This window comes from Dactylosporangium sp. NPDC049742 (assembly GCF_040674675.1).
Classification (GTDB): Bacteria; Actinomycetota; Actinomycetes; order Mycobacteriales; family Micromonosporaceae; genus Dactylosporangium; species Dactylosporangium maewongense.
Map to the genome: position 1 here is coordinate 653,002 of NZ_JBFANF010000001.1, position 21,122 is coordinate 674,123.

A 21,122-nucleotide genomic window follows, 5' to 3' on the forward strand; every position below is an offset into this window, starting at 1 on the left:
GCACATGAGCATTGGTGGAACTCTCAAGGGCTTCGGGGTCACCTTCTCGCACATGTTCAAGAAGGTGGTCACCGAGGAGTACCCGGAGCAGCGCAAGCCTCCGGCCCCGCGGTACCACGGACGGCACATCCTCAACCGGTGGCCGGACGGCCTGGAGAAATGCATCGGCTGCGAGCTGTGCGCGTGGGCCTGCCCCGCGGACGCGATCTTCGTCGAGGGCGCCGACAACACCGAGGACGAGCGCTTCTCGCCCGGTGAGCGGTACGCCCAGACGTACCAGATCAACTACGCCCGCTGCATCTTCTGCGGCCTGTGCATCGAGGCCTGCCCGACCCGCTCGCTGACCATGAGCAACGAGTACGAGCTGGCCCGGGACAACCGGCGCGACCTCATCTTCACCAAGGAGATGCTGCTCGCGCCGCTGCTGCCGGGCATGGAGCGCCCGCCGCACGACATGCGTCTCGGTGACACCGAGAAGGACTACTACGTCGGCGCGCTCGACAACCCCGGCACGTCCGCGGGTGCCGAGCACTACAAGGGGGGTCAGGCGTGAACTACTCCCTCGAGCTGCTGGCCGCCGCGGGTGACGTGAAGGGCGGCGAGGCCGCCACCTTCTGGATCCTCGCCCCGATCGCGGTCCTCGGCGCCATCGGCATGGTCTGGGCGCGCAACGCGGTGCACTCCGCGCTGTTCCTGGTGATCACGATGCTGTGCCTGGGCGTGTTCTACGTCCTGCAGGCCGGCCCGTTCATCGGCATGGTGCAGATCATCGTCTACACCGGCGCCATCATGATGCTGTTCCTGTTCGTGCTGATGCTCGTCGGCCGCGACTCCTCGGACTCGCTGATCGAGACGTTGCGCGGCCAGCGGATGGTGGCGATCCTGCTCGGCGTCGGGCTGGCCCTGCTGATGGGCATGGGGCTGTACCGCGCGCTCGGCGGGAGCGCCCCGAAGGGGCTGGCCGAGGCGAACGCGGCCGGCAACGTGACCGGCCTGGCCAGCCTCATCTTCACCAAGTACGTGTTCGTCTTCGAGGTGACCTCGGCGCTGCTGATCACGGCGGCGGTGGGCGCGATGATCCTGGCGCACATCGAGAAGCGCAAGGAAGACAAGGTCAGCCAGCCGGAGCGGATGCTCGCCCGGTTCCGGCCGGGCAACTACCCCGCGCCGAAGCCCGGCCCGGGCGTGTTCTCCACCTCCGACTCGGTGGCGACGCCCGCGCGGCTGCCCGACGGCACCCCGTCGGACCGCAGCATCTCCAAGATCCTCCCGACCCGGGAGTTGACGTCGGCAGACGTCGCACCGAAGGGGACCGAGAAGTGACACCGACGTACTACATCGTCCTGGCGTCGATCCTGTTCACGATCGGCGCGGTGGGTGTGCTCATCCGGCGCAACGCCATCGTGCTGTTCATGTGCATCGAGCTCATGCTCAACGCGGCCAACCTCGCGCTGGTCACGTTCAGCCGGATCAACGGCTCGCTCGACGGCCAGATCATGGCGTTCTTCGTCATGGTCGTCGCGGCGGCCGAGGTCGTCGTCGGCCTGGCGATCATCATGTCGATCTTCCGGACTCGACGCTCCGCAAGCGTCGACGACGCGAACCTGCTGAAGTACTAGGGAGCGGGTTGTGGAACAAATCGCCTACACGGCGGCGTCCGGGTGGCTGGGCTCGTTCTGGCTGCTCGTCGCGATCCCGCTGGCGAGCGCGGCGGTGCTGCTGCTGCTCGGCAAGCGCGCCGACCGTTGGGGACACTGGCTCGGCGTGCTCAGCGTCGCCACGTCCTTCGTGCTGGGACTGACCTACTTCTTCACGCTCCGCGGGCTGGAGAACCGCAGCGGCGTCGAGCTGAAGCTGTGGGACTACATCGGCGTCGGGGACTTCAAGGTCGAGCTGGGTCTGCTGTTCGACCCGTTGTCGGCGATGTTCGTCCTGCTGATCACGGGCGTCGGTTCGCTGATCCACCTGTACGCGGTGGGTTACATGGACCACGACCCGGGTCGCCGGAAGTTCTTCGGCTACTTCAACCTGTTCGTCGCGGCGATGCTGCTGCTGGTCCTCGGCAACAACTACGTGATGCTCTACTTCGGCTGGGAGGGCGTCGGTCTCGCGTCCTACCTGCTGATCTCGTTCTGGTACCTGCGCCCGAGCGCGGCGACCGCCGGTAAGAAGGCGTTCCTGATGAACCGCGTCGGTGACGCCGGTTTCGCGATCGCCATCTTCATGATGTTCGCCTACCTCGGCACGGTCGACTACGCCGAGGTCTTCAACGGCGTCGGCAAGCTCAGCAACGGCGTGGTCCTGACCATGGCGCTCCTGCTGCTGCTCGGCGCGGCCGGCAAGTCCGGCCAGTTCCCGCTGCAGGCCTGGCTCCCGGACGCCATGGAGGGCCCGACCCCGGTGTCGGCGCTCATCCACGCCGCCACGATGGTCACCGCCGGCGTCTACCTGGTCGCCCGGTCGCACCCGATCTTCGACGCCAACTCCACGGCGCAGACGGTCGTGGTCGCGGTCGGCGCGCTGACGCTGCTGATGGGCTGCATCATCGGCACCGCCAAGGACGACATCAAGCGGGTCCTCGCCTGGTCGACGGTCAGCCAGATCGGCTACATGTTCCTGGGTGTCGGGCTCGGCGGCGCCGCCTACGCGCTCGCCCTGATCCACCTGCTCGCGCACGGCTTCTTCAAGGCGGGAATGTTCCTCGGCGCCGGTTCGGTCATGCACGGCATGCACGACCAGACCGACATCCGCCGCTTCGGCGGGCTGTGGAAGTACATGAAGATCACCTGGGTCACGTTCGGCCTAGGCTGGCTGGCCATCATCGGCTTCCCCGGCCTGTCCGGCTTCTTCTCCAAGGAGCCGATCATCGTCGCGGCGTTCGAGCGCGAGGGCTGGACCGCCTGGCTGTTCGGCGGCGCGGCCCTGCTGGGCGCCGGGCTGACCGCGTTCTACATGACCCGGCTCTTCTGGCTGACGTTCCACGGCCCGGAGCGGTGGACCGACGACATCCGGCACCCGCACGAGTCGCCGAAGATCATGACGATCCCGCTGATCCTGCTGGCGATCGGGTCGGTCGCGGCCGGTTACCTGCTGTCGACCTCGGTGCCCGACTGGCTGACCCCGGTCTACGGCAGCGAGCACGCCGAGCACGAGCCGGTCATGAGCCACCTGCTCATCACCGTCCTGTCGCTCGTGATGACGTTCGCCGGCGCCGGCCTGGCCATCGCGCTGTTCAACAAGGGCACCGCCCTGCAGGAGGAGCCGGCCGGACCGCTGGTCACCGCGGCCCGCAAGAACCTCTACACCGACTCGTTCAACGAGGCGGTCTTCGAGGCGCCCGGCCGCTACCTGACCCGCGCGCTGGTCTACCTCGACAACCGTGGCATCGACGGGCTGGTCAACGGCCTCGCCGCGGGTGTGGGCGGCGGCTCCGGCCGGCTCCGCCGGGCGCAGACCGGTTTCGTGCGCTCCTATGCCCTGTCCATCCTTGGAGGCGCGGTGCTCGTGGTGGCCGCCATGCTGGCGGTGACGTTCGGATGAGCTCCTTTCCGTACCTGACCGTGCTCACGGTCGCGCCGCTCGTCGGCGCCGCCGGGATCGCGTTCCTGCCGAAGGACAAGCCGGAGCTGGCCAAGCGCGCCGCGTTCGGCTGGTCGCTGCTGATCCTGGCGCTGACCGTCGGGCTGTGGCTGCAGTTCAAGCCCAACGGCGACCGGTTCCAGTTCCGCGAGTCGTACACCTGGATCCCGCAGTGGGGCGCCAAGTTCACGTTCGCGGTCGACGGCATCGCCCTGGTGATGATCGCGCTGATCGCGCTGCTGGTGCCGCTGGTCGTGCTCGCGTCCTGGCACGACGCCGACAAGAGCAAGCGGTCGGTGCCGGCGTACTTCGCGCTGCTGCTGGCCCTCGAAGCCACGATGATCGGCGTCTTCGCCGCGCAGGACGTGTTCCTGTTCTACGTGTTCTTCGAGGTCATGCTCGTGCCGATGTACTTCCTCATCGGCTCCTACGGCGGGCACCAGAAGCAGTACGCGGCCGTCAAGTTCTTCCTGTACTCCCTCGTCGGCGGCCTGTTCATGCTCGCCGCCGTGGTCGGGCTGTGGGTGCTGGGCGGGCACACCTTCGACTGGCAGACGCTGGTGTCCGCGGACTTCAGCGTCACCGCCGAGCGGTGGCTGTTCCTCGGCTTCTTCCTCGCGTTCGCGATCAAGGCGCCGTTCTTCCCGTTCCACACCTGGCTGCCCGACGCCGGTGGCGCCGCGCAGGCCGGCTCGGCGGCGCTGCTCGTCGGCGTCATGGACAAGGTCGGCACGTTCGGCATCCTGCGCTACTGCCTGCCGCTGTTCCCCAACGCCTCGAAGTACTTCGCCTGGCTGGGGCTGACGCTCGCGCTGGTCGGCATCGTGTACGGCGCGCTGGTGGCGATCGGTCAGCAGGACCTGAAGCGGCTGGTCTCCTACACGTCGATCGCCCACTTCGGCTTCATCGGCATCGGCATCTTCGCCTTCACCACCCAGGCGGGCACCGGCGCCGTGCTGTACATGGTCAACCACGGCCTCGCGACCGGCCTGCTCTTCCTGGTCGTCGGCATGCTGGTCAGCCGGCGCGGCAGCGCCCTGGTGAGCGACTTCGGCGGCGCCGGCAAGCTCGTGCCGGTCCTCGCCGGCGTGTTCTTCATCGCCGGTCTCGCCTCGCTCGCACTGCCCGGCACCTCGCCGTTCGTCTCCGAGTTCCTGGTGCTGATCGGCACGTTCACGGTGAACAAGACGGTGGCCGTCATCGCCACCGCCGGCATCATCCTGGCCGCCGGCTACGTGCTCTGGATGATCCAGCGCACCACGCAGGGCACCACGAACCCGAAGCTGCTCGAGGTCAAGGCGATGAGCCGCGACCTGTCGCTGCGTGAGGCCGTCGTCGTCACGCCGCTGATCGTGCTGATCCTGGTGCTCGGCTTCTACCCGAAGCCGGTCATCGACGTGATCAACCCGGCGATCAAGGCGACGATGACGGACATGCACGTCACCGACCCGAAAGCCACCGCAGGCACCGTGGAGGCCGGCAAGTGAACGACAAACTCCAACTGCCGCACCTGGACTACGCGGCCCTGTCGCCGATGCTGATCCTCTTCGGCGTCGCGTGCGTCGGCGTGCTCGTCGAGGGCTTCGTGCCGCGGCGGTTCCGGCACACCGTGCAGCTCTCGCTGTCGCTGCTCGGCATGGTCGCCGCGCTCGTCATGGTGATCAACCAGGGCAGCAAGGAGGTGCTCACGGCGCACACCGCGGTCGCCATCGACAAGCCGGGCCTGTTCCTGTCGGCGTCGGTGATCGTCCTCGGCATCGTGTCGCTGCTGCTGATCGGGGAGCGGACGCTGGAGACCGGCGGCGCGTTCGTCGCGCAGGCCGCGGTGACCGCCAACACGGACGCCGACCGCGACCAGGCCACCCGCACCGCCGGCGCCACCGAGGTCTTCCCGCTGGCGATGTTCGCGTTCGGCGGCATGCTGCTCTTCTGCACCGCCAACGACCTGCTGGTCATGTTCGTGGCGCTCGAGGTCTTCTCGCTGCCGCTGTACCTGCTGTGCGCCCTCGCCCGCCGCCGGCGGCTGCTCTCGCAGGAGGCCGCGCTCAAGTACTTCCTGCTCGGCTCGTTCGCCTCGGCGTTCTTCCTCTTCGGCATCGCGCTGATCTACGGGTACGCCGGCCAGGTCGACTTCAAGGCGATCGACACCGCGATCCAGAACTCCGCCAACGACGACATCCTGCTCTACATCGGCCTGGCGATGCTGTCGATCGGCCTGCTCTTCAAGGCCGCCGCGGTCCCGTTCCACGTGTGGACCCCGGACGTCTACCAGGGCGCGCCGACCCCGGTCACCGCGCTCATGGCGGCCTGCACCAAGGTGGCCGCGTTCGGCGGTCTGCTGCGGCTGGTCAACGTCGGCTTCTCCCGCACCGAGTGGGCGCTGCAGGACGTGCTCGGCACCGTGGCGGTCATCACGATGCTCGTCGGCGCGATCCTGGCCGTCACGCAGACCGACATCAAGCGCCTGCTCGCCTACTCCTCGATCGCCAACGCCGGCTACCTGCTCGTCGGTGTCCTCGCGTTCAGCAAGGGCGTCTCCAGCTCGATGTTCTACCTGGTCGCCTACGGCTTCACGGTGCTCGCCGCGTTCGCCGTGGTGACCCTGGTCCGCGACGCCGACGGCGAGGCGACCCACCTGTCCCGCTGGGCCGGGCTCGGGAAGCGTTCGCCGCTGTATGCGACGCTCTTCACGTTCATCCTGCTGGCCTTCGCCGGTCTGCCGCTGACCAGCGGTTTCACCGCAAAGTTCGGCGTCTTCGCCTCCGCCATCGACGCCGGCCAGACGTGGCTGGTGATCGCCGGCGTGGTGAGCAGCGCCATTCTGGCCTTCCCCTATCTGCGGGTGGTCGTCATGATGTGGCTGTCGGAGCCGGGCGAGACCACCCCTGCGGTGTCGATCCCGGGCGCGATGACGGCAGCGGCGCTGGTCATCGGGACCGTCGCGACCTTGGTGCTTGGTGTCGCCCCGAGCGTGCTGCTCGATGCGACCGAGCACGCCGGGGCATTCTTCGGAAAATAGCCCCGCACACCGTGACGTCCCCCGTGGCCAACCACGTGGGGACGTCGCTGTATGAAGGGCGACGCAAGCTGATCGGACAGGCTATGGCATCGTTGGAGCTGTGGTGAGTACGGGAACCGTGCAATCGGGTGCGTCTGTCGGCCTGACTTTCGCCGATCCGGCGTTGGAAAGCAGCGTCATGGCGATCCTCAAGGACGTCGAGACAGTGCTGATCGACTCCGTCGACAGCGCCAACCCGCTGGTGACCGAGGCGGCCCGCCACCTGGTCAACGCGGGCGGCAAGCGCTTCCGCCCGCTGCTCGTGGCGCTCGCCGCGCACTTCGGCGACCCGAGCTCGCGCGACGTCGTGATGGCCGGCGCGGTGGTCGAGCTGACCCACCTCGCCACGCTCTACCACGACGATGTCATGGACGAGGCGGACGTGCGCCGCGGCGCGCCCAGCGCGAACTCGCGCTGGGGCAACTCGCTGGCGATCCTGATCGGCGACTACCTCTTCGCCCGTGCCGCCGCGTGCGCCACCGAGCTCGGCCTCGAGGCGGTCAAGATCCAGTCGAGCACGTTCTCCCGCCTCGTGCACGGCCAGGTCGCCGAGACCGCCGGCCCGATGCACGGCGAGGACGCGATCTCGCACTACCTGCGGGTCATCTCGCAGAAGACCGGCTCGCTGATCTCGACCAGCGCCCGCTTCGGCGGCATGTTCGGCGGCTGCAGCGAGGAGGAGATCGAGGCGCTCGCGACCTTCGCGGAGACCTTCGGCATCGCCTTCCAGCTGTCCGACGACCTGATCGACATCGCCAGCGAGAGCACCCAGTCGGGCAAGACGCCCGGCACCGACCTCCGCGAGGGCGTGCCGACCCTGCCGGTGCTCTACGCGCTGGCCTCCGGCGACGGCGACGCCACGTCGATCCGCCTCCGCGAGATCCTGTCCGCCGGGCCGGTCACCGACGACGCGCTGCACGCGGAGGCCCTGGGGCTGCTCCGGGAGTCCGCGGCGCTGAAGCAGGCCCGCGAGACCGTCCGCGGCTATGCCGACCGCGCACGGGCGTCCCTGGCCCCGCTGCCGCACGTGCCGGCGCGGGCGGCCCTCGAGTCGCTCTGCGACTTCATCGCCGACCGCACCAACTGATCCTCTTCCGAAGCCCCGGCGGCGGTCACGACGACCGCACCGGGGCTTCGGCATGCCCGGCCATATTGCTCATAGCGACCTGGCGCTGGTACCTGCCCCCGCAACAACTCGCAACGGCGTGATGACAGCCAGGAGCGGCTTGGCGGAACTCGCGCGACGGTTACTCAAGCGAGCACCCATTACTTCCACAGATGCCATGGGCGCAGCCTGAGCATTACTCACGCTACACGGCGTGTCGACAGCATGACTGCACATGACCTATGTCCAGAATGGGCCATTCATCGCTATGTGTAGAGCCGCCGGATTCCCTGACATGGCTCCAGAAATGATCAAAGTGTTCCCTGGACCCGCTCCAGTTTCATATGGTGTGAATCCAGTTACTGCTGCGGCTGGGGAGGGCGGCGGTGCGGGATCCACAGGCCGAACCCTCGGACCTCATCCGGAGCGTTTCGAGGGCACTACGAGTCTTGGAGGCCGTGGGTCAGTCACCACGCGGCCTCACCGTGAAGCAGATCGCCAGGCGGTGTGACTTCACGGTCGCTACTACCTATCACCTGGTGCGCACCCTCGCGTACGAGGGCTACGTGATCCGCCGCGAAAACGGCACCTACGTGGTCGGCCTGGAGATCGCCGACCGCTACCGGGAGCTGGTGCTCGCGTTCCGGGGGCCCAGCGCCGTCACGGACCGGCTGCGCCGCGCCGCCGCCGAGACGGGGTACAGCCACTACCTGGGGCGCTTCATCGGCGGCAGGATCGCCGTGACGGCCGCGGCCGAGGGCCCGCGGACGCCGCCGCTCGACGACCTGGTGCCCGGCTACGACGAGGCCGCGCACGCGACCGCGCTGGGCAAGGCGCTGCTCGCGACGATGAGCGCCGACCAGCGGTGGCGGTTCCTGAAGGAGTACGGGATGCGCGCCTACACCTCGGCGACGCTGACCTCGCCCGAGGCGCTGGACTCCGACCTCGCCGCCGGCGACCGCCGCGGCATGCAGATCGAGATCGGCCAGTTCCGCCAGGGCCTCGCCTGCGCGGCCGTCATGGTCGTCAACGACCGCGACCCCGACCGCCGGGTCGTGCTGGCGTGCGCGCTGCCGCCCGCCGAGCTGATGTCCTCGGCGAAGGTCGTGCGGACCCGCCTGCTGGCCACCGCGCACCACCTGGCGACGGTCCTGGCCGAACAGTGAAGCGGGTGCCTCCCCCTCGTACAGGGGAGACACCCGCCATGGAGATGCGGCTCAGACGCCGATGTTGCGGCCGTCCACCCGCCACGCCACCGCGACGCCCGGCTTGGCGAAGTCGCCGTCGGGCCAGTTCGACGCCGGCTTCTCGATCGAGGCGCCGGTGATCTCGCCTGGGTGCTGCACCGCGACGAACGCGCTCTTGTTGTCGCCGTGGATCCACGGGCCGCAGGTCTCGGCGCCGTAGGGCACCGTCAGGAACTGCTTCAGGTGGCCCTTCTCCGGGCCCTCGAGCGGCACAGCGAACAGGCCGTCGTTGGTGCCGAGCGCGTTGCCGTCCGTGGAGATCCACAGGTTGCCGGCGCCGTCGAACGCGACGTTGTCGGGGCAGGAGATCGGCGACACCTGGGCCTTGTCGAAGCCCATGAAGTAGGTGGCCGGGTCCTTCGGGTCGCCGCAGACGATCGGGATCGTCCAGGTGAACGTCGTGCCCGTGTGGTCGTCCTTGTCCTCGGTGATCTCGAAGATGTGGCCGTGCTTGTTGTTCGTGCGCGGGTTCGCCTCGTCGGCGGGCGCCTTGCCGGCCGGGCCGCGCGCGGTGTTGTTCGTCAGCGCGACGTAGATCTTGCCGGTCTTCGGGTTGGGCTCGACGTCCTCGGGGCGGTCCATCTTGGTCGCGCCGACCGCGTCACCCGCGAGGCGCGTGAAGATCAGCACCTCCTCGACCGACATGCCGGGGACCTGCGACTTGCCGTCCTTGACCAGCGCGACCCACTCGCCGGTGCCGTTGAACGCGCCGTCGGCGGGCAGCTTGCCACTGCCGTCGATCTCCGCCGCCGACGTGAAGCCGAGCTTCGCCACGTACAGCGAACCCGACTCCAGCAGCGTCAGGTTGTGCCGGCGGGCGAAGTAGGACTTCCCGCTGTCGAACTTCTTGTCCGACACGAACTTGTACAGGTAGTCGAAGCGCTCGTCGTCGCCCATGTACGCCACGGCCTTGCCGTTCTTGGCGATGATGATGTTGGCGCCCTCGTGCTTCACGCGGCCCAGCGCGGTGTGCTTGCGCGGGGTGGAGCCCGGCGTGAACGGGTCGATCTCGACGACCCAGCCGAAGCGGTTGGCCTCGTTCGGGTTCTTCGTCAGGTCGAAGCGGGCGTCGGCGCGGTCCCACTTGCGGCTGCCCGACGGGTAGTGGTTGACCGTGTCGATGCCGTACCGGTTGAACCGGGTCTTCGCCGGCTCGACGGCGGTCTCGGCGCCGACGAAATACTGGTTGAAGTTCTCCTCGCCCGACAGGATCGTGCCCCACGGGGTCACGCCGCCGGCGCAGTTGTTGAGCGTGCCGATGACGTCGCGGCCCGACGGGTCCGCCGCGGTCTTCAGCAGGGCGTGGCCGGCCGCGGGGCCCGTCATCTTGAAGTGCGTCGCCAGTGCGGTGATCCGGCGGTTGTACCGCCGCCACCCGCGCGACACCGGGGTCCAGCGACCCGAGTCGCCGACCCGCTCCAGCTCGACGACCGACATGCCGTGCGCCGCCATCGCGGTGCGCAGCTGCTCGACCGACAGCCCGTCGATGCCCGGGAAGTTCGGGAACATCAGGTCTTCGTTGGTGTACTCGTGGTTGCACACGAGCAGCGCCCGCTCGCCCCGGCGGTCCAGCGGCAGCACCGCGACGAAGTCGTTGTTGTAGCCGAACTGCTTCGACTGCGCGTCGGCGGACTGCTTCGCGACGTTGAACCGCGGCGCGCCCGGCACGACCTCGTCGCCCCACTTGATGACGACGGCGTGGTCGTACCCGTTGGGGACGACGATGCCGTCGACCTGGTTTGGCGTGACCGCCTTGAACGTCAGCTGCGACGGCTCGGGGCTCTTCGCCGCGAACGTGTCGACCTCGGGCACCACCACGTCAGGCTCGACGGCCTCCCCGGCCGGCGCGGCGAACGCGGGCGTCCCGGCGGCGGCGCCCGCCCCGGCCAGGCCCAGCACCAGCGCACCGGCGCGCATGACGCCGCGCCGCGACACGGCGTTCACCTGGTCGGTGAAGTACGGGTTGTCGGACTGGTTCGGCACCGGGTGCTCGCAGGCGTTGCCGCAGCGGTACAGGCAGGTCATGCGGTCACGGCCGCCGTGCGTCACGTTGGCCGCGCCGATGAACGGTAACGGCCGGCGATGGGTATCCGACATTACGGGCTCCTGATCCTGATCAGCGACGGGGGATGACACGCGACCCTAGGGATGTCGGGTGAATGACATGTGACGCCGCCTTGAACCGCTGTGCGTATTAGTGCGTAGAAGCCAGTGGAAGGGATGCGGATAGTGCCAAAGCGTGAGTACAGACGATGCTGACCTGCTGCTGAAGGCGCTCCACAAGGAGCACGGAGACGCGCTGCTCGCCCACGCGCTGCGACTGACCGGCGGAGACCGTCAACGGGCCGAGGACCTCGTGCAGGAGACCCTGCTGCGGGCCTGGCAACACCCGGAGGCGCTCGACCCGGCCCGCGGCTCGGTGCGGGCCTGGCTCTTCACCACCGCTCGGAACCTTGCCATCGACGCGTGGCGGCGACGCTCCGCGCGGGTCGGCGAGGTCTTCACCGACCAGCTGCCGGAGGCTCCGGTCGTGGTCGACGAGACCGAGCGCGCGGTGGAGTCCTGGGTCCTGGCGGAGGCGCTGAACCGGCTTTCCCGACCGCACCGCGAGGTCCTGGTGGAGTGCTTCTACCAGGGACGCTCGGTCGCCGAGGCGGCCGAACGACTGGGCGTGCCCCCGGGCACCGTCAAGTCGCGGACCTACTACGCACTGCGTTCGCTGAAGGTCGTTCTGGAGGAGTTGGGGGTGGGCAATGAGGTGTGAACACCTCCATGACTCGGCCGTGTACGTGCTCGGGGCGCTGTCGCCCGAGGAGCGCGACGCGTATGAGCGGCACCTGGCGGGCTGCGCGGAGTGCCAGGCGGAGGTGGCGGAGTTCGGCGACCTGCCGGAGCTGCTCGGCAAGCTCGATCCTGGCGTCGCTTCGTGGGCCGGTCCCTCGGCTGTGCCGCCGTCCTCGCCCTCGTCTTCGTCTTCGTCTTCGGACCTTTCGTGGGCTGGTCCGTCGGTCGCGCCTTCTCCGGCCGATGCTTCTGGGGTTGATCCGTTGCTGCCGCGGGTGCTCGACCGGGCGCGGCGCAGCCGGCGCACCGAGCGGCGCCGCCGTCGCTGGCAGACCGCGGGGACGGCGCTCGTCGCCGCCTGCCTGGGCGTGCTCGCCGTGCTCGGGGTGCGGTCCGCGGGGCTCGGACAGCCCGATTTCGTCGCCATGCAGGAGGTCGCGGCGACGGTGCCGGTGACCGCCAGCCTCGCGATCGAAGGGCTCGACGACGGCACCCTCGTGCGGATGCGGTGCGCCTACAAGCCCGGCGGTGGCTACGGCAAGTGGACCTACAAGCTCTACGTCGTGCCGAAGTCCGGCGAACCCGAGGAGCTCGACTCGTGGACCGCCGGCGCCGGCGACGAGTACGAGCTCAAGGCGCACAGCCAGTACCGGCGCGACAACATCCAGAAGATCGAGATCCGCGGGGCGGACGGCACGCCCCTGCTCGCCCTCGACGCCTGACCTTCGTCGTCTGACTCACACCGCTTCACGGACGGCGGTCGCCGGCTCCTTCACGGCGGACGCCCTTCTCTTGCGGCTGTGCCGGATCGCGTCGGCGGTGAAGATCGCGAGCGCGCACCACACGATGACGAACCCGGCCAGCCGCGCCGGCGGCATCGGCTCGTGGAACACCAGCACGCCCAGCACCAGCTGCAGCGTCGGCGTCAGGTACTGCAGGATCCCGAGGCCCGACAGCGGCACCCGGTTCGCCGCCTCCGCGAACAGCAGCAACGGCACCGCGGTCAGCAGGCCGCTGCCCGCCAGCATGATCGTGTGCCAGGCCGACACCGTGCCGAACGTCTCCTGGTGCCGGCTCGCCAGCCACGCCAGGAACGCGAGCGCCGGCAGCGTCAGCACCGCCGACTCCAGGAACAGCCCCTCACCGGCGGGCAGCCCGAGCCGCTTCTTGATCAGGCTGTACGTCCCGAACGACCCGGCCAGCGTCAGCGCGATCCACGGCAACCGCCCGTTGTCCACGCTCAGCACGACGACGGCGACCAATCCGACGCCGAGCGCGACCCACTGCAGCCGCCGCAGCCGCTCGCGCAGCACCAGCACGCCGAGCAGGATCACGAACAGCGGGTTGATGAAGTACCCCAGCGACGCCTCGACCACGTGATCGGTGTCGACGGCGAAGATGTAGACACCCCAGTTGACGGCGATGAACACCGCCGCCGAGGCGATCCCGGCGAGCCGCTTGCCGTCCTTGACCAGCGCCTTCAGGGTCTGCCACCGCGACAGCACGGTCAGCAGCACCGCCACCGAGACCAGCGACCACACGATCCGGTGCGCGAGCACCTCCACCGCCCCCGCCGGCCGCAGCGCCCGGAAGTACAGCGGGAACACGCCCCACATGATGTTGGCGGACAATGCGGACAAATACCCTCGGCGCAGCGGTTCCACGCCTCTTACCGTAAGGGGCGGTCGGCCGACCGCCCCTCACCGGGTCGTTCGCCTACCGGTAGTTGCGGGGGTAGTACTGCTGCTGCCGCGACGGCGGGGGCTGCCGGCGCTGGTTTCGGTCCTTGTCGCCACCGTCGGGGATCACGAGGTTGATGACCCAGCTGACGATGCCGATGAACAGCGCCCCGAGCACCGCCGACGGCCAGAAGTTCTCGACGTGGAACGCCAGGTCCAACTGCTCGGCGATCCAGCTCGTCAGCATCAGCAGCAGCCCGTTGACGACCAGCGAGATCAGCCCGAGCGTCAGCAGATACGCCCAGCACCCAATGGTCTTGATGATCGGGCGCAACACCGCATTGACGATCCCGAAGATCGCGGCGACGACGAGCACGGTGAGCACCGTCCGCCCAGTCGTCCCCCCAACAGTGATGCCCGGGATCACCAGCGTTGCCAGCCACACCGTGAACGCACTCACGCCGAGCCGGATCAGGATTCCCATGCCGGTGATCGTGCCACGCCCCACCAAGGCAGTGCTAGCTGCGGCGCTGTACTTCCGCCCCACCGCTGTCGCGGCGGGTCCCGGCGGGGATTCTCACCCGCACCCCAATGCTCGCTTCGCTCGCACCGCCTGCCACGCTGCGCTTACTGCGCGCCTACGGCGCGAGGCGGCGGCTTCCGCGCATGCGCGCCGCATCCGGTGCCCGGCCTCCGCCGCACCCCATGATCCCGTGCGGTTCCGGTGGCCGGGACTACCAGAACCATTCGGGATCATGGCAAACCGCCGTGCCCCATCGAGTCCAACCATCGACCCTCGCCGTTTGCCCAGCTGGCGGCCCCGAACAAGCGCCGGTCGATTGGAGCTTGGGGGAATAGGCGGCTCCTGCATTTGGACGAGGGGCACCGGTGGCGACAGCGGCATTGCTCGGATCAAGGGTTCGAGAAGGACGAGGCCGGGCGTGGTCGGCTGCGATGTTGCGTTGTCGAGTTCGTCGATGTTGATCGCGGCCGTTGGGTCGGATGGGTGGGCTGTGCGCAAGGTGGCTCTGGTCAGCGAACAGGGCGGCCGGCGAGTTGGAGTTTCGGTGGGGCTCGGTTTGCGGGCGGGTGCGTTCCTGGCGGGGCGGGTGCGCTGATGGCGGGGCTGAACGCGGTGAGGTGTGGCGGGCCGCGAGGTGACGTTGTGGAGTTCGTGGATGTTGGTAGCGGTCGCGGTCCGTCGGGTCAGGACGGAGTGGCCACGCGCAAGGTGGCCTGGGTCAGCGGGTGGGGCGGCCGATGAGCTGGAGCTCGATGGCGGTCGGGGACAGGTGGGTCCAGCGGAGGGTGTGGTGGTTGATCACGGTGCCGAGCATCTCGGGTGAGATGCGGGTCAGCCAGGAGGCTGAAGCGGTCAGGCCGAGAACGTCGGTGGCGATGGTGGCCTCGGCTGGGGTCAGGGGCTGAAGGAAGACGAGGTCGGCCTCGGTCAGCAGATCTGCATCGGCGAGCGTCAGCCCGTCACGGATCACGAGCGTGGCGCGCCAAGGGGACTCACTCGAGATGGCCGGGAAGCCCGCTCCGACAACGACGTCCGCGTCAGGGCCATCGACGGGAATGGGAGCGAAGCCGGTCGACGGCGTAGGTGTGGACGTGGGAGCGGGTGTGGGGCCGTTGGCGTGAGCAGGGGTGGCGGGCAGCGGCCTGCTGCTGGCGGTGGGAGTGCGGCGAGCAGCGGGCGTGGGTTGGGCGGTGGGGGCGGCGTCGAGGTCGAGGATCAGGAGTTGGGGGTGGGTGGGGGTTGGGGCGGGGAGGGTGGCGGGCTGGCCTGCTGGGAGCAGGGTGATCTGCTCGCCGGTCAGGGAGCGCAGGAACGGGGACCAGGTGTCGGGGCGGGACGACTGGACCGTGACGTGGGCGCCGACGGCCAGGGCGCGCAGGGTCAGCAGCTGGGCGCAGCGGGCGCCGCCGATCAGGACGGCGCGGGTCGGCTGGGCGCGGAACGGGTGGATGACGGCGGGGGCGCCGCGGCGGTCGCGGCCGAGCATGAGGCCGGCCAGGGCGGGGGTCGGCTGGAGGAAAGTGAGGTCGGCGGTGGTGACGGGGTCGGCTGGGGTGCCGTCGGGGGTCAGGTCGTCGCGGCCGGTGAGCAGGCCGGCGAGCGCGGCGGTGCTGGACGCGGCGCCGCCACCGAGAGGGAGCGTGGCGGCCAGCCCGTCGAGCTGGGCGCCGCGGAGGCGGGTGACGGCGGCGTCGTGGGTGGTGGCCAGGCGGTGCAGCGCGGCGGTCGCCCGGTCCAGGGCGGCCGGGGTCGGGGTCGCGAGGCGGATCGTCAGCTCGGCGCGGCACGGGTTGTCGCCGGCGGCGGTGAGGGCGACCGTCACGGCGGCGCACGGCAGTGTCAGCAGGTGCGTGGCGAACGGACCTTCCCGCGGGCGGCGGCGCAGCCTGTATATCGCCTGGTGCAGGCCGCCGATCTCCAGGCCGTGCCTCGTCTCGCGGGCCGGCAGGCCGGGCCGGTCGCCGGTGGTCTCCGCGAGCGCGGCCGAGGCCGACGGTGCCGGCAGGGGATGGGCGGGCAGGCGGGCCTTGGTGAGCTGGCGGCACGCGCGGCGGACCGCGGCGACGAGGGTGTGCTCCAGGTCCTCGCGCTGAAAGCCGCCCGCGCGGCGGGCGCGCACGCACACCAGGACCCGCTGGTGCGCGAGGACCTGGCCGTCGGTGAGCTGCCGGTAGGACACGGCGGAGGGGGACGCGTCGCGGTCCAGGGCGGCGGTCGCGCTGATCAGCAGCTGGACGCGTAGCTCCGGAAGGTCCGGGGCGGGCGGGGGCAGCAGCGTGCTCAGTGGCGGAAGCGGCGGCGGGGCGTCGCCGAGCAGGTCGGACAGGTCGCCGACCTGGATCATCACGGCCAGCCCGTCGGCGTCCTCCACCACGCCCGCGGCGACACCGTCGATGTCGACGGATGTCATGAAGGACCGGACAGCGGTGCCACGCGGGCGGGCGAGCAGCCCGACCGGCGCCACCACGAACCCCAGGGCCCACGCCGGGTGCACCGTCCACGCCAGGACGGCCAGTGCCAGCGCGGCCTGCGCCAGCACCACGTACAGGACCTTCCTCATATCGCCCCCCGCCTATGCAATCCACGGAATATCGTAAAGCGCCGGTACGACAATTTCGGAGGGGCTGCATGGCGTCGCGGCAGGACCAGCTGCATTCGTATCAGTTCATGGTCCAGCGGGTCGTGGCCGCGTTGGTCATGCGCGAGGGCGACCCGCCGAGATCGCCGTTTCGGCGCGTAGCAGGGGCAACGCTGGTCGGGGTGCTGCTCGCGGCGCTCGGCATCGGAGGCGCCGCGGCTTTTGCGCTGATCGTCCCCGGCGCCTCCGGTAAATGGCGCGACGAAACAGCGATCATTGTGGAGAAGGAGTCGGGCGCACTATTTGTGTATCGCGACCAACGCGTCCATCCAGTCCTGAATCAGGCGTCCGCGCTGCTCATCATCAACCGTGCCGGAGCGAAAACCGTATCCGTCGGCAGGAAGGCACTCGCCGAGGCGCCCCGCGGCGCGCCGCTCGGCATCCCGGGCGCGCCCGCCTCGCTGCCGTCCGCCAAGAGCCTCCACCGTGGGACATGGGCAGTCTGCGCGCACCAGGGCGAGTCGGTGCTGTTCATCGGCGCGAACGCGCCACGCGACGGCACGCCGCTCGGGACCAGGGCGCTGCTCGCGAAAGGAACGACAGAAAGCCTGTACCTGGTCGTACACGGGCGAAAACACCTCATCAGGCAACCTGGGAGCGTCCTGCCGGCGCTGGTGTGGTCGGGACGCGGCCAGGCCAAGGTCGCCCAAGCGCTCCTGCACGCCATTCCATCCGGCCCTGACCTGGTCGTTCCCGAGATCGCCGAGCGCGGGCGCAAGGTCGCCGCGGGAACGGTCGGGCAGCTGTTCGAGGTCCGCACCGGGGACAGGGCCGACGCGTTCGTCGTGACGGCCGTCGGGCTTGCCTCGGTGACCCCGCTGCAGGCCGCGCTCCTGCAGGTCAGGCCGCAGCCGCTGACGCCGGGGGAGTTCGCCGCGCTGGTCGGGGACCGGCCCGTCCACCCGCTCGCGCCCGGCGCCGGCCTGCCCTCAGAGGTGCCTGAACTTCTCGACGATGTCTCCGGCGTCGCGTGTACGACCAGTGCGGCCACCATCACGACCGGCAACACGCTGCCCGACCTCGGGGCCGCACTGCAGACGTCCTCGGCGTCGGCCTCGGGCGCGGTGCTGGCCGACCGGATCGTGGTGGCGCCGGGTGGGGGTGCGCTCGTCCGTACCGACTCCGGAAACCTCACACTGGTCACCGATCTCGGTCGCAGGCACGCCCTTCCCGTGGCGGGCGTCCTGTCCGGCCTCGGCTATCAGGGCGTGGAGCCGGCCGTCGTGCCCGGCGAGTTCGTCGCGCTCCTGCCGGCCGGACCGGCGCTCGACCCGGAGGTCGCGCTCAGTAGTTCGTGAGGATCAGGTCCGAGCTGGCCCGTGCGTCGGACCGCAGGTTGATGTCGCGGCGCGTGGCCATCGTCGTGGCGGTGAAGTCGCCGTAGATGCGACGGGTGGCGTCGGTGTCGCTGTTGGTCATGGTGATCAGGACCCCCCGTCCGGTGGCGGCCCGCATCGCGGCGGCGAGGCGTTCGTGGTCCGTGTCGCTGAACTGCCCCGGCGTGTACCGCTTGAAATCCGCGAACCCGCCCTCGGGCAGATACGGCGGGTCGAGAAACACCCAGTCGCCCGCCGCCGCCTCGCGCAGCGGCTCCTCGAAATCGCACAGCCGGATGTCCACCCCGGCGAGTGCCGCCGACGCCGCGAGCAGCGTTTCCCGGCGATAGTACGGGCGGTCGTAAGCGCCATAAGGTGCGTTGAACCCGCCTCGCCGATTGACCCGCCAAAGCCCGCGAAACGCGGTCTTGTTGAGGTAGATCACCCGGGCGGCCCGCTCGATGTCGGTCAGTTCGGCGGGGTTCTGCGCCCGGACTGCGGCGAACCGCTCGGCCGTGTTGGGCAGCGCGTCCAGCCGCCGCATGACCGCTTCCGGATGCGCGGCCACGGCGCGGAAACAGGCGACGAGCTCGGGATTGGCGTCCGACAGCACCGCCTTGGCCGGCCGCAACTCGAAGAACACCGCGGCACTGCCCATGAAGGGCTCCCAATAGCGCCCCGTGAACGGTGGCGCCATCGCGATCAACTGCGTCGCATACCGGGTCTTCCCACCGGCCCACTTGATGAACGACCGGCCATCCGCCACGCGCACCATCGTAAAGGAGCGGCGAAATGCCGGAAGTTATCCACAGGGAGGAATTACGTCTGGTTGCGGATCGGTGACTGCCGATACGGTCGGCGAGTCCGCGACACGAGAGACGGGGTGAGCACCGTGGCACAGACGACACAGGCGCAGCAGGCCGAGCTGCAATCGGCGGCACAACGGTTCGAGCAGGTCAACGGCGAGCTGCAGACCATGCTCGGCACGCTGATGCGCGAGCTGGAGACGACGAGGACCGGCTGGCAGGGCGCGGGCGGCCGGTCGTTCGACACGGTCAAGCAGGCATGGCACCGCGACCAGGACACGCTCAACAAGAACCTGCTGGAGACCGCCGAGGGCCTGCGCTCCGCCGGCCGCAACTACGAGGTCTCCGACACCGACGCCGGCGCCCGCTTCCGGGGCATCGGCACCAAGCAGCTGCCGCTCTGAGCCGGGGGAGACACTCATGGACGACACACTGGTGGTCAACTTCTCCGCCATGGACCACGCCGGGCAGTCCATCCAGAGCGCGCTCAACACGCTCACCGCCCGCCTCGACGAGGTCTCGCAGCTCGGCCGCCGCCTGACCGCCGGCTGGCAGGGCGAGTCCCAGCAGGCGTACGCCGCCCGCCAGGCCAACTGGGAGCGCGCCGGCACCGACCTGGCCGCGACGCTGCGGGAGATCAAGGTCGCCCTGGACGAGTCCATGCGCCGCTACCTGGAAACGGAGCAACGCAACAGGCACCTGTTCCCCCAGCGCTGAGGCGCCCGGAGACAGCCCGGTCCGCACCTGCTCGCGGACCGGGCCCCTGCCATGCCCGCCGCCGCCTCGCGGTTTGCGGGCCGGTTCGACGAGCGTCGGGGGCTCGACCCCCGGCGCGATTCGGCATGCCCAGCGCCCTCCGATTTTTGAGGGAGAGGCGCGTGTCTTCGTCCAAGGGAAGCAACAGCACGGCGACGGACTCGCGCTGCCCGCGCGGCCACCAGGCGAAGTGGGCACCGGGCGGGAGGGCGCGGGGTTCGGGCCGTCGGTGAGGTGGCGGTGGGTGCCTGGCTGGTTGTCAGCGGCGCGGGGTGAAGGCGGGGGCTGAGCGGTCGGGTGTGGGGTTGGCCGGTTCGGGGAGGCGTTGGAGGCCTGGGCGCCAGCGGCGGTGGCGGCCGCGGGGCAGGACGACCGCGGTCAGCAGGAGCAGCGCGGCCACGCCCGTGGTCAGGGCGGCGATGAGGAGCGTCTGGTGTTCGGCCGCGGCGCGTTCCGCTGCGTGTGTGTCCGTGGCGATCGGGGGGAGTGGCTGGCCGGCGCGGACTGGTTGGGCGCCGGTCTCCTCCGTCAGTGCGCGGTAGGGGTTGAGCACGCCGGCGCCGTAGCCGGGGCCTGCCGTGCCGCCGTCGGCGGTTGCGGTGAGGCGGGCGGCGATCTCCGGTGCCGTCAGTTCCGGGTGGTACTGGCGGAGCAGGGCTGCCGCGGCGGTGACGTACGGCGTCGCGAAGCTCGTGCCCTCCACGGTGGCGAGGCCGCGGGGTGGGGAGGTCGTCACGACGCGGCCGCCTGGGGCCACGAGGTCGACGTACGGGCCGGTCTGCGAGCCTGGCAGGCGCTGGCCGTCCGGGCCGATGGCGCCGACGCCGATCACGCCGTCGTACGCGGCGGGGTACGGGGTCCGGTTGCCCTCCGCGAACCTGTTCCCGGCCGCGGCTACCAGGACCACGTCGCGCGACACCGCGAAGCGGATCGCCTCACGCACGCCGGGATTGTCCTGGTACGACACGAGCGAGAGGTTGATCACCCCGGCGCCCAGTTCGACGGCCGACCGGATCGCCGTGGCGACGCCTGCCGGGGTGCCGCGCCGGCCGGCGGTGCTGCCGTCCTCGAGCTCGACCAGCTCGCTCACCCGGATCGTCAGGATCGTCGCGGCCGGGGCGAGGCCCCGCAGCGGTGAGCCGGCGATCGGGCGGGCGGCGATGATGCCCGCCACACCCGTGCCGTGGCCGACGCAGTCGATCAGCGAGCCGCCCTCTTGGAACTGGTCGGGCCCCTCCCGTACCGCGCCCTGGAGCTGTGGGTGCCCGGCGTCGACACCCGAGTCGACGACGGCGACCGTCACGCCGCGACCGTCGGCGAGGGGGTCGAGCTTGCGGTGGTCGTACATCTGCGAAGGCCAGGAAAGCGAGGTCGGGGCGGGCGCGGGCGGCCGGATCGGGGCCGGACAGGCAGATGGAGCGTGCGCCTCGACCGTCGGAGGTGCGACAAACAATGCGACGAAGCAGCATGAAACACTCAGAAAGGCCGTTCTGACGGCTCCTGGCATGCGCAGATCGTAGTCGTTCGACCCTCGGACGGTGACGCTCGTGAGACAGGCCTGGGTTCGGAGGCGGTTGGATCGCTATGCTGGCCGGAGCGCTTGCAGGGTCGCACCCCTCGGATTGCCGTGG

18 protein-coding genes and 1 pseudogene are annotated in these 21,122 nt (G+C 69.9%); 13 read left to right on the forward strand and 6 right to left on the reverse strand.

What is annotated here, in order from left to right:
* Positions 1 to 4: 4 nt before the first annotated feature.
* From nuoI to AB0J72_RS03010, 8 genes are all read left to right on the forward strand, one after another.
* Positions 5 to 553 (forward strand): NADH-quinone oxidoreductase subunit NuoI, encoded by a 549-nt coding sequence (gene nuoI / locus AB0J72_RS02975; protein ID WP_360564074.1) that lies wholly within the window; start codon positions 5 to 7, stop codon positions 551 to 553.
* Positions 550 to 1,323, forward strand: coding sequence for an NADH-quinone oxidoreductase subunit J (locus tag AB0J72_RS02980; RefSeq protein WP_363393725.1), 774 nt, complete (start codon positions 550 to 552; stop codon positions 1,321 to 1,323). Before nuoI ends, AB0J72_RS02980 begins: the two co-directional genes overlap by 4 nt.
* Positions 1,320 to 1,619: an NADH-quinone oxidoreductase subunit NuoK gene (gene nuoK / locus AB0J72_RS02985; RefSeq protein ID WP_344509027.1), complete on the forward strand. Its 300-nt coding sequence runs from the start codon at positions 1,320 to 1,322 to the stop codon at positions 1,617 to 1,619. Before AB0J72_RS02980 ends, nuoK begins: the two co-directional genes overlap by 4 nt.
* Positions 1,620 to 1,629: 10 nt before the next feature.
* Positions 1,630 to 3,540 carry an NADH-quinone oxidoreductase subunit L gene (nuoL, locus tag AB0J72_RS02990; RefSeq protein WP_363393728.1) on the forward strand — a complete coding sequence of 637 codons (1,911 nt, stop codon included), beginning with the start codon at positions 1,630 to 1,632 and terminating at the stop codon, positions 3,538 to 3,540.
* Positions 3,537 to 5,066 (forward strand): NADH-quinone oxidoreductase subunit M, encoded by a 1,530-nt coding sequence (locus tag AB0J72_RS02995; RefSeq protein WP_363393730.1) that lies wholly within the window; start codon positions 3,537 to 3,539, stop codon positions 5,064 to 5,066. Before nuoL ends, AB0J72_RS02995 begins: the two co-directional genes overlap by 4 nt.
* Complete coding sequence (gene nuoN / locus AB0J72_RS03000; RefSeq protein WP_363393732.1) at positions 5,063 to 6,598, forward strand: NADH-quinone oxidoreductase subunit NuoN; 1,536 nt, start codon at positions 5,063 to 5,065, stop codon at positions 6,596 to 6,598. The genes AB0J72_RS02995 and nuoN overlap by 4 nt, the downstream gene beginning before the upstream one ends.
* 163 nt (positions 6,599 to 6,761) lie before the next feature.
* Positions 6,762 to 7,724, forward strand: a complete 963-nt coding sequence (locus AB0J72_RS03005) for a polyprenyl synthetase family protein (protein WP_363393734.1) — start codon at positions 6,762 to 6,764, stop codon at positions 7,722 to 7,724.
* A gap of 404 nt (positions 7,725 to 8,128) precedes the next feature.
* The gene (locus AB0J72_RS03010; protein ID WP_344509037.1) at positions 8,129 to 8,908 is read left to right on the forward strand and encodes an IclR family transcriptional regulator C-terminal domain-containing protein; all 780 of its coding nucleotides are present in this window, start codon (positions 8,129 to 8,131) and stop codon (positions 8,906 to 8,908) included.
* 51 nt (positions 8,909 to 8,959) lie between these two features.
* On the opposite strand, the gene AB0J72_RS03015 is transcribed toward AB0J72_RS03010, so the two are convergent.
* Positions 8,960 to 11,086, reverse strand: coding sequence for a PhoX family phosphatase (locus tag AB0J72_RS03015; RefSeq protein ID WP_363393736.1), 2,127 nt, complete (start codon positions 11,084 to 11,086; stop codon positions 8,960 to 8,962).
* Positions 11,087 to 11,228: 142 nt separating this feature from the next.
* Here AB0J72_RS03015 and AB0J72_RS03020 point away from each other — a divergent pair, with 142 nt between their 5' ends.
* Both AB0J72_RS03020 and AB0J72_RS03025 read left to right on the forward strand, forming a co-directional pair.
* Positions 11,229 to 11,753 carry a sigma-70 family RNA polymerase sigma factor gene (locus AB0J72_RS03020; RefSeq protein WP_363393738.1) on the forward strand — a complete coding sequence of 175 codons (525 nt, stop codon included), beginning with the start codon at positions 11,229 to 11,231 and terminating at the stop codon, positions 11,751 to 11,753.
* Between the two features lie 19 nt (positions 11,754 to 11,772).
* On the forward strand, positions 11,773 to 12,495 hold the full coding sequence (locus AB0J72_RS03025; protein ID WP_363393740.1) for a zf-HC2 domain-containing protein: 723 nt from the start codon (positions 11,773 to 11,775) through the stop codon (positions 12,493 to 12,495).
* A 15-nt stretch (positions 12,496 to 12,510) separates the two neighbouring features.
* Here AB0J72_RS03025 and rarD read toward each other — a convergent pair whose 3' ends face one another.
* The 3 genes and pseudogenes from rarD to eccE form a co-directional block, all read right to left on the reverse strand.
* Positions 12,511 to 13,437: an EamA family transporter RarD gene (gene rarD, locus AB0J72_RS03030; protein ID WP_363393742.1), complete on the reverse strand. Its 927-nt coding sequence runs from the start codon at positions 13,435 to 13,437 to the stop codon at positions 12,511 to 12,513.
* 139 nt (positions 13,438 to 13,576) lie between these two features.
* Positions 13,577 to 13,936: pseudogene (locus tag AB0J72_RS03035) on the reverse strand (phage holin family protein); the annotation flags it as partial.
* A 757-nt stretch (positions 13,937 to 14,693) separates the two neighbouring features.
* Positions 14,694 to 16,535: a type VII secretion protein EccE gene (gene eccE, locus AB0J72_RS03040; RefSeq protein WP_363393744.1), complete on the reverse strand. Its 1,842-nt coding sequence runs from the start codon at positions 16,533 to 16,535 to the stop codon at positions 14,694 to 14,696.
* A 68-nt stretch (positions 16,536 to 16,603) separates the two neighbouring features.
* On the opposite strand from eccE, the gene eccB reads away from it, so the two are divergent.
* Positions 16,604 to 17,911, forward strand: a complete 1,308-nt coding sequence (eccB, locus tag AB0J72_RS03045; protein WP_363393746.1) for a type VII secretion protein EccB — start codon at positions 16,604 to 16,606, stop codon at positions 17,909 to 17,911.
* Here eccB and AB0J72_RS03050 read toward each other — a convergent pair.
* A complete protein-coding gene (locus AB0J72_RS03050) occupies positions 17,898 to 18,695 on the reverse strand; it encodes a Dam family site-specific DNA-(adenine-N6)-methyltransferase (protein WP_363393748.1) in 798 nt (265 codons plus the stop codon). The two genes, eccB and AB0J72_RS03050, sit on opposite strands and share 14 nt — an antisense overlap.
* 126 nt (positions 18,696 to 18,821) lie before the next feature.
* Between AB0J72_RS03050 and AB0J72_RS03055 the strand changes: the two genes are divergently transcribed.
* Entirely contained in the window at positions 18,822 to 19,139 is a 318-nt protein-coding gene (locus AB0J72_RS03055) for a WXG100 family type VII secretion target (RefSeq protein ID WP_363393750.1), read from the forward strand.
* A 16-nt stretch (positions 19,140 to 19,155) separates the two neighbouring features.
* Positions 19,156 to 19,452 carry a WXG100 family type VII secretion target gene (locus AB0J72_RS03060; protein ID WP_363393752.1) on the forward strand — a complete coding sequence of 99 codons (297 nt, stop codon included), beginning with the start codon at positions 19,156 to 19,158 and terminating at the stop codon, positions 19,450 to 19,452.
* A 298-nt stretch (positions 19,453 to 19,750) separates the two neighbouring features.
* Here the strand turns inward: AB0J72_RS03060 and mycP are convergent, their stop codons facing one another.
* A complete protein-coding gene (gene mycP / locus AB0J72_RS03065; RefSeq protein ID WP_363393754.1) occupies positions 19,751 to 20,839 on the reverse strand; it encodes a type VII secretion-associated serine protease mycosin in 1,089 nt (362 codons plus the stop codon).
* Between the last annotated feature and the right edge of the window lie 283 nt (positions 20,840 to 21,122).

Bases quoted from the DNA above. Each gene is read 5' to 3' on its own strand.
- nuoI (WP_360564074.1), top strand. From the start codon at position 5: ATGAGCATTGGTGGAACTCTCAAGGGCTTCGGGGTCACCTTCTCGCAC.
- AB0J72_RS02995 (WP_363393730.1), top strand. From the start codon at position 3,537: ATGAGCTCCTTTCCGTACCTGACCGTGCTCACGGTCGCGCCGCTCGTC.
- AB0J72_RS03015 (WP_363393736.1), bottom strand. From the start codon at position 11,086: ATGTCGGATACCCATCGCCGGCCGTTACCGTTCATCGGCGCGGCCAAC.
- eccE (WP_363393744.1), bottom strand. From the start codon at position 16,535: ATGAGGAAGGTCCTGTACGTGGTGCTGGCGCAGGCCGCGCTGGCACTG.
- eccB (WP_363393746.1), top strand. From the start codon at position 16,604: ATGGCGTCGCGGCAGGACCAGCTGCATTCGTATCAGTTCATGGTCCAG.
- AB0J72_RS03060 (WP_363393752.1), top strand. From the start codon at position 19,156: ATGGACGACACACTGGTGGTCAACTTCTCCGCCATGGACCACGCCGGG.
- mycP (WP_363393754.1), bottom strand. From the start codon at position 20,839: ATGTACGACCACCGCAAGCTCGACCCCCTCGCCGACGGTCGCGGCGTG.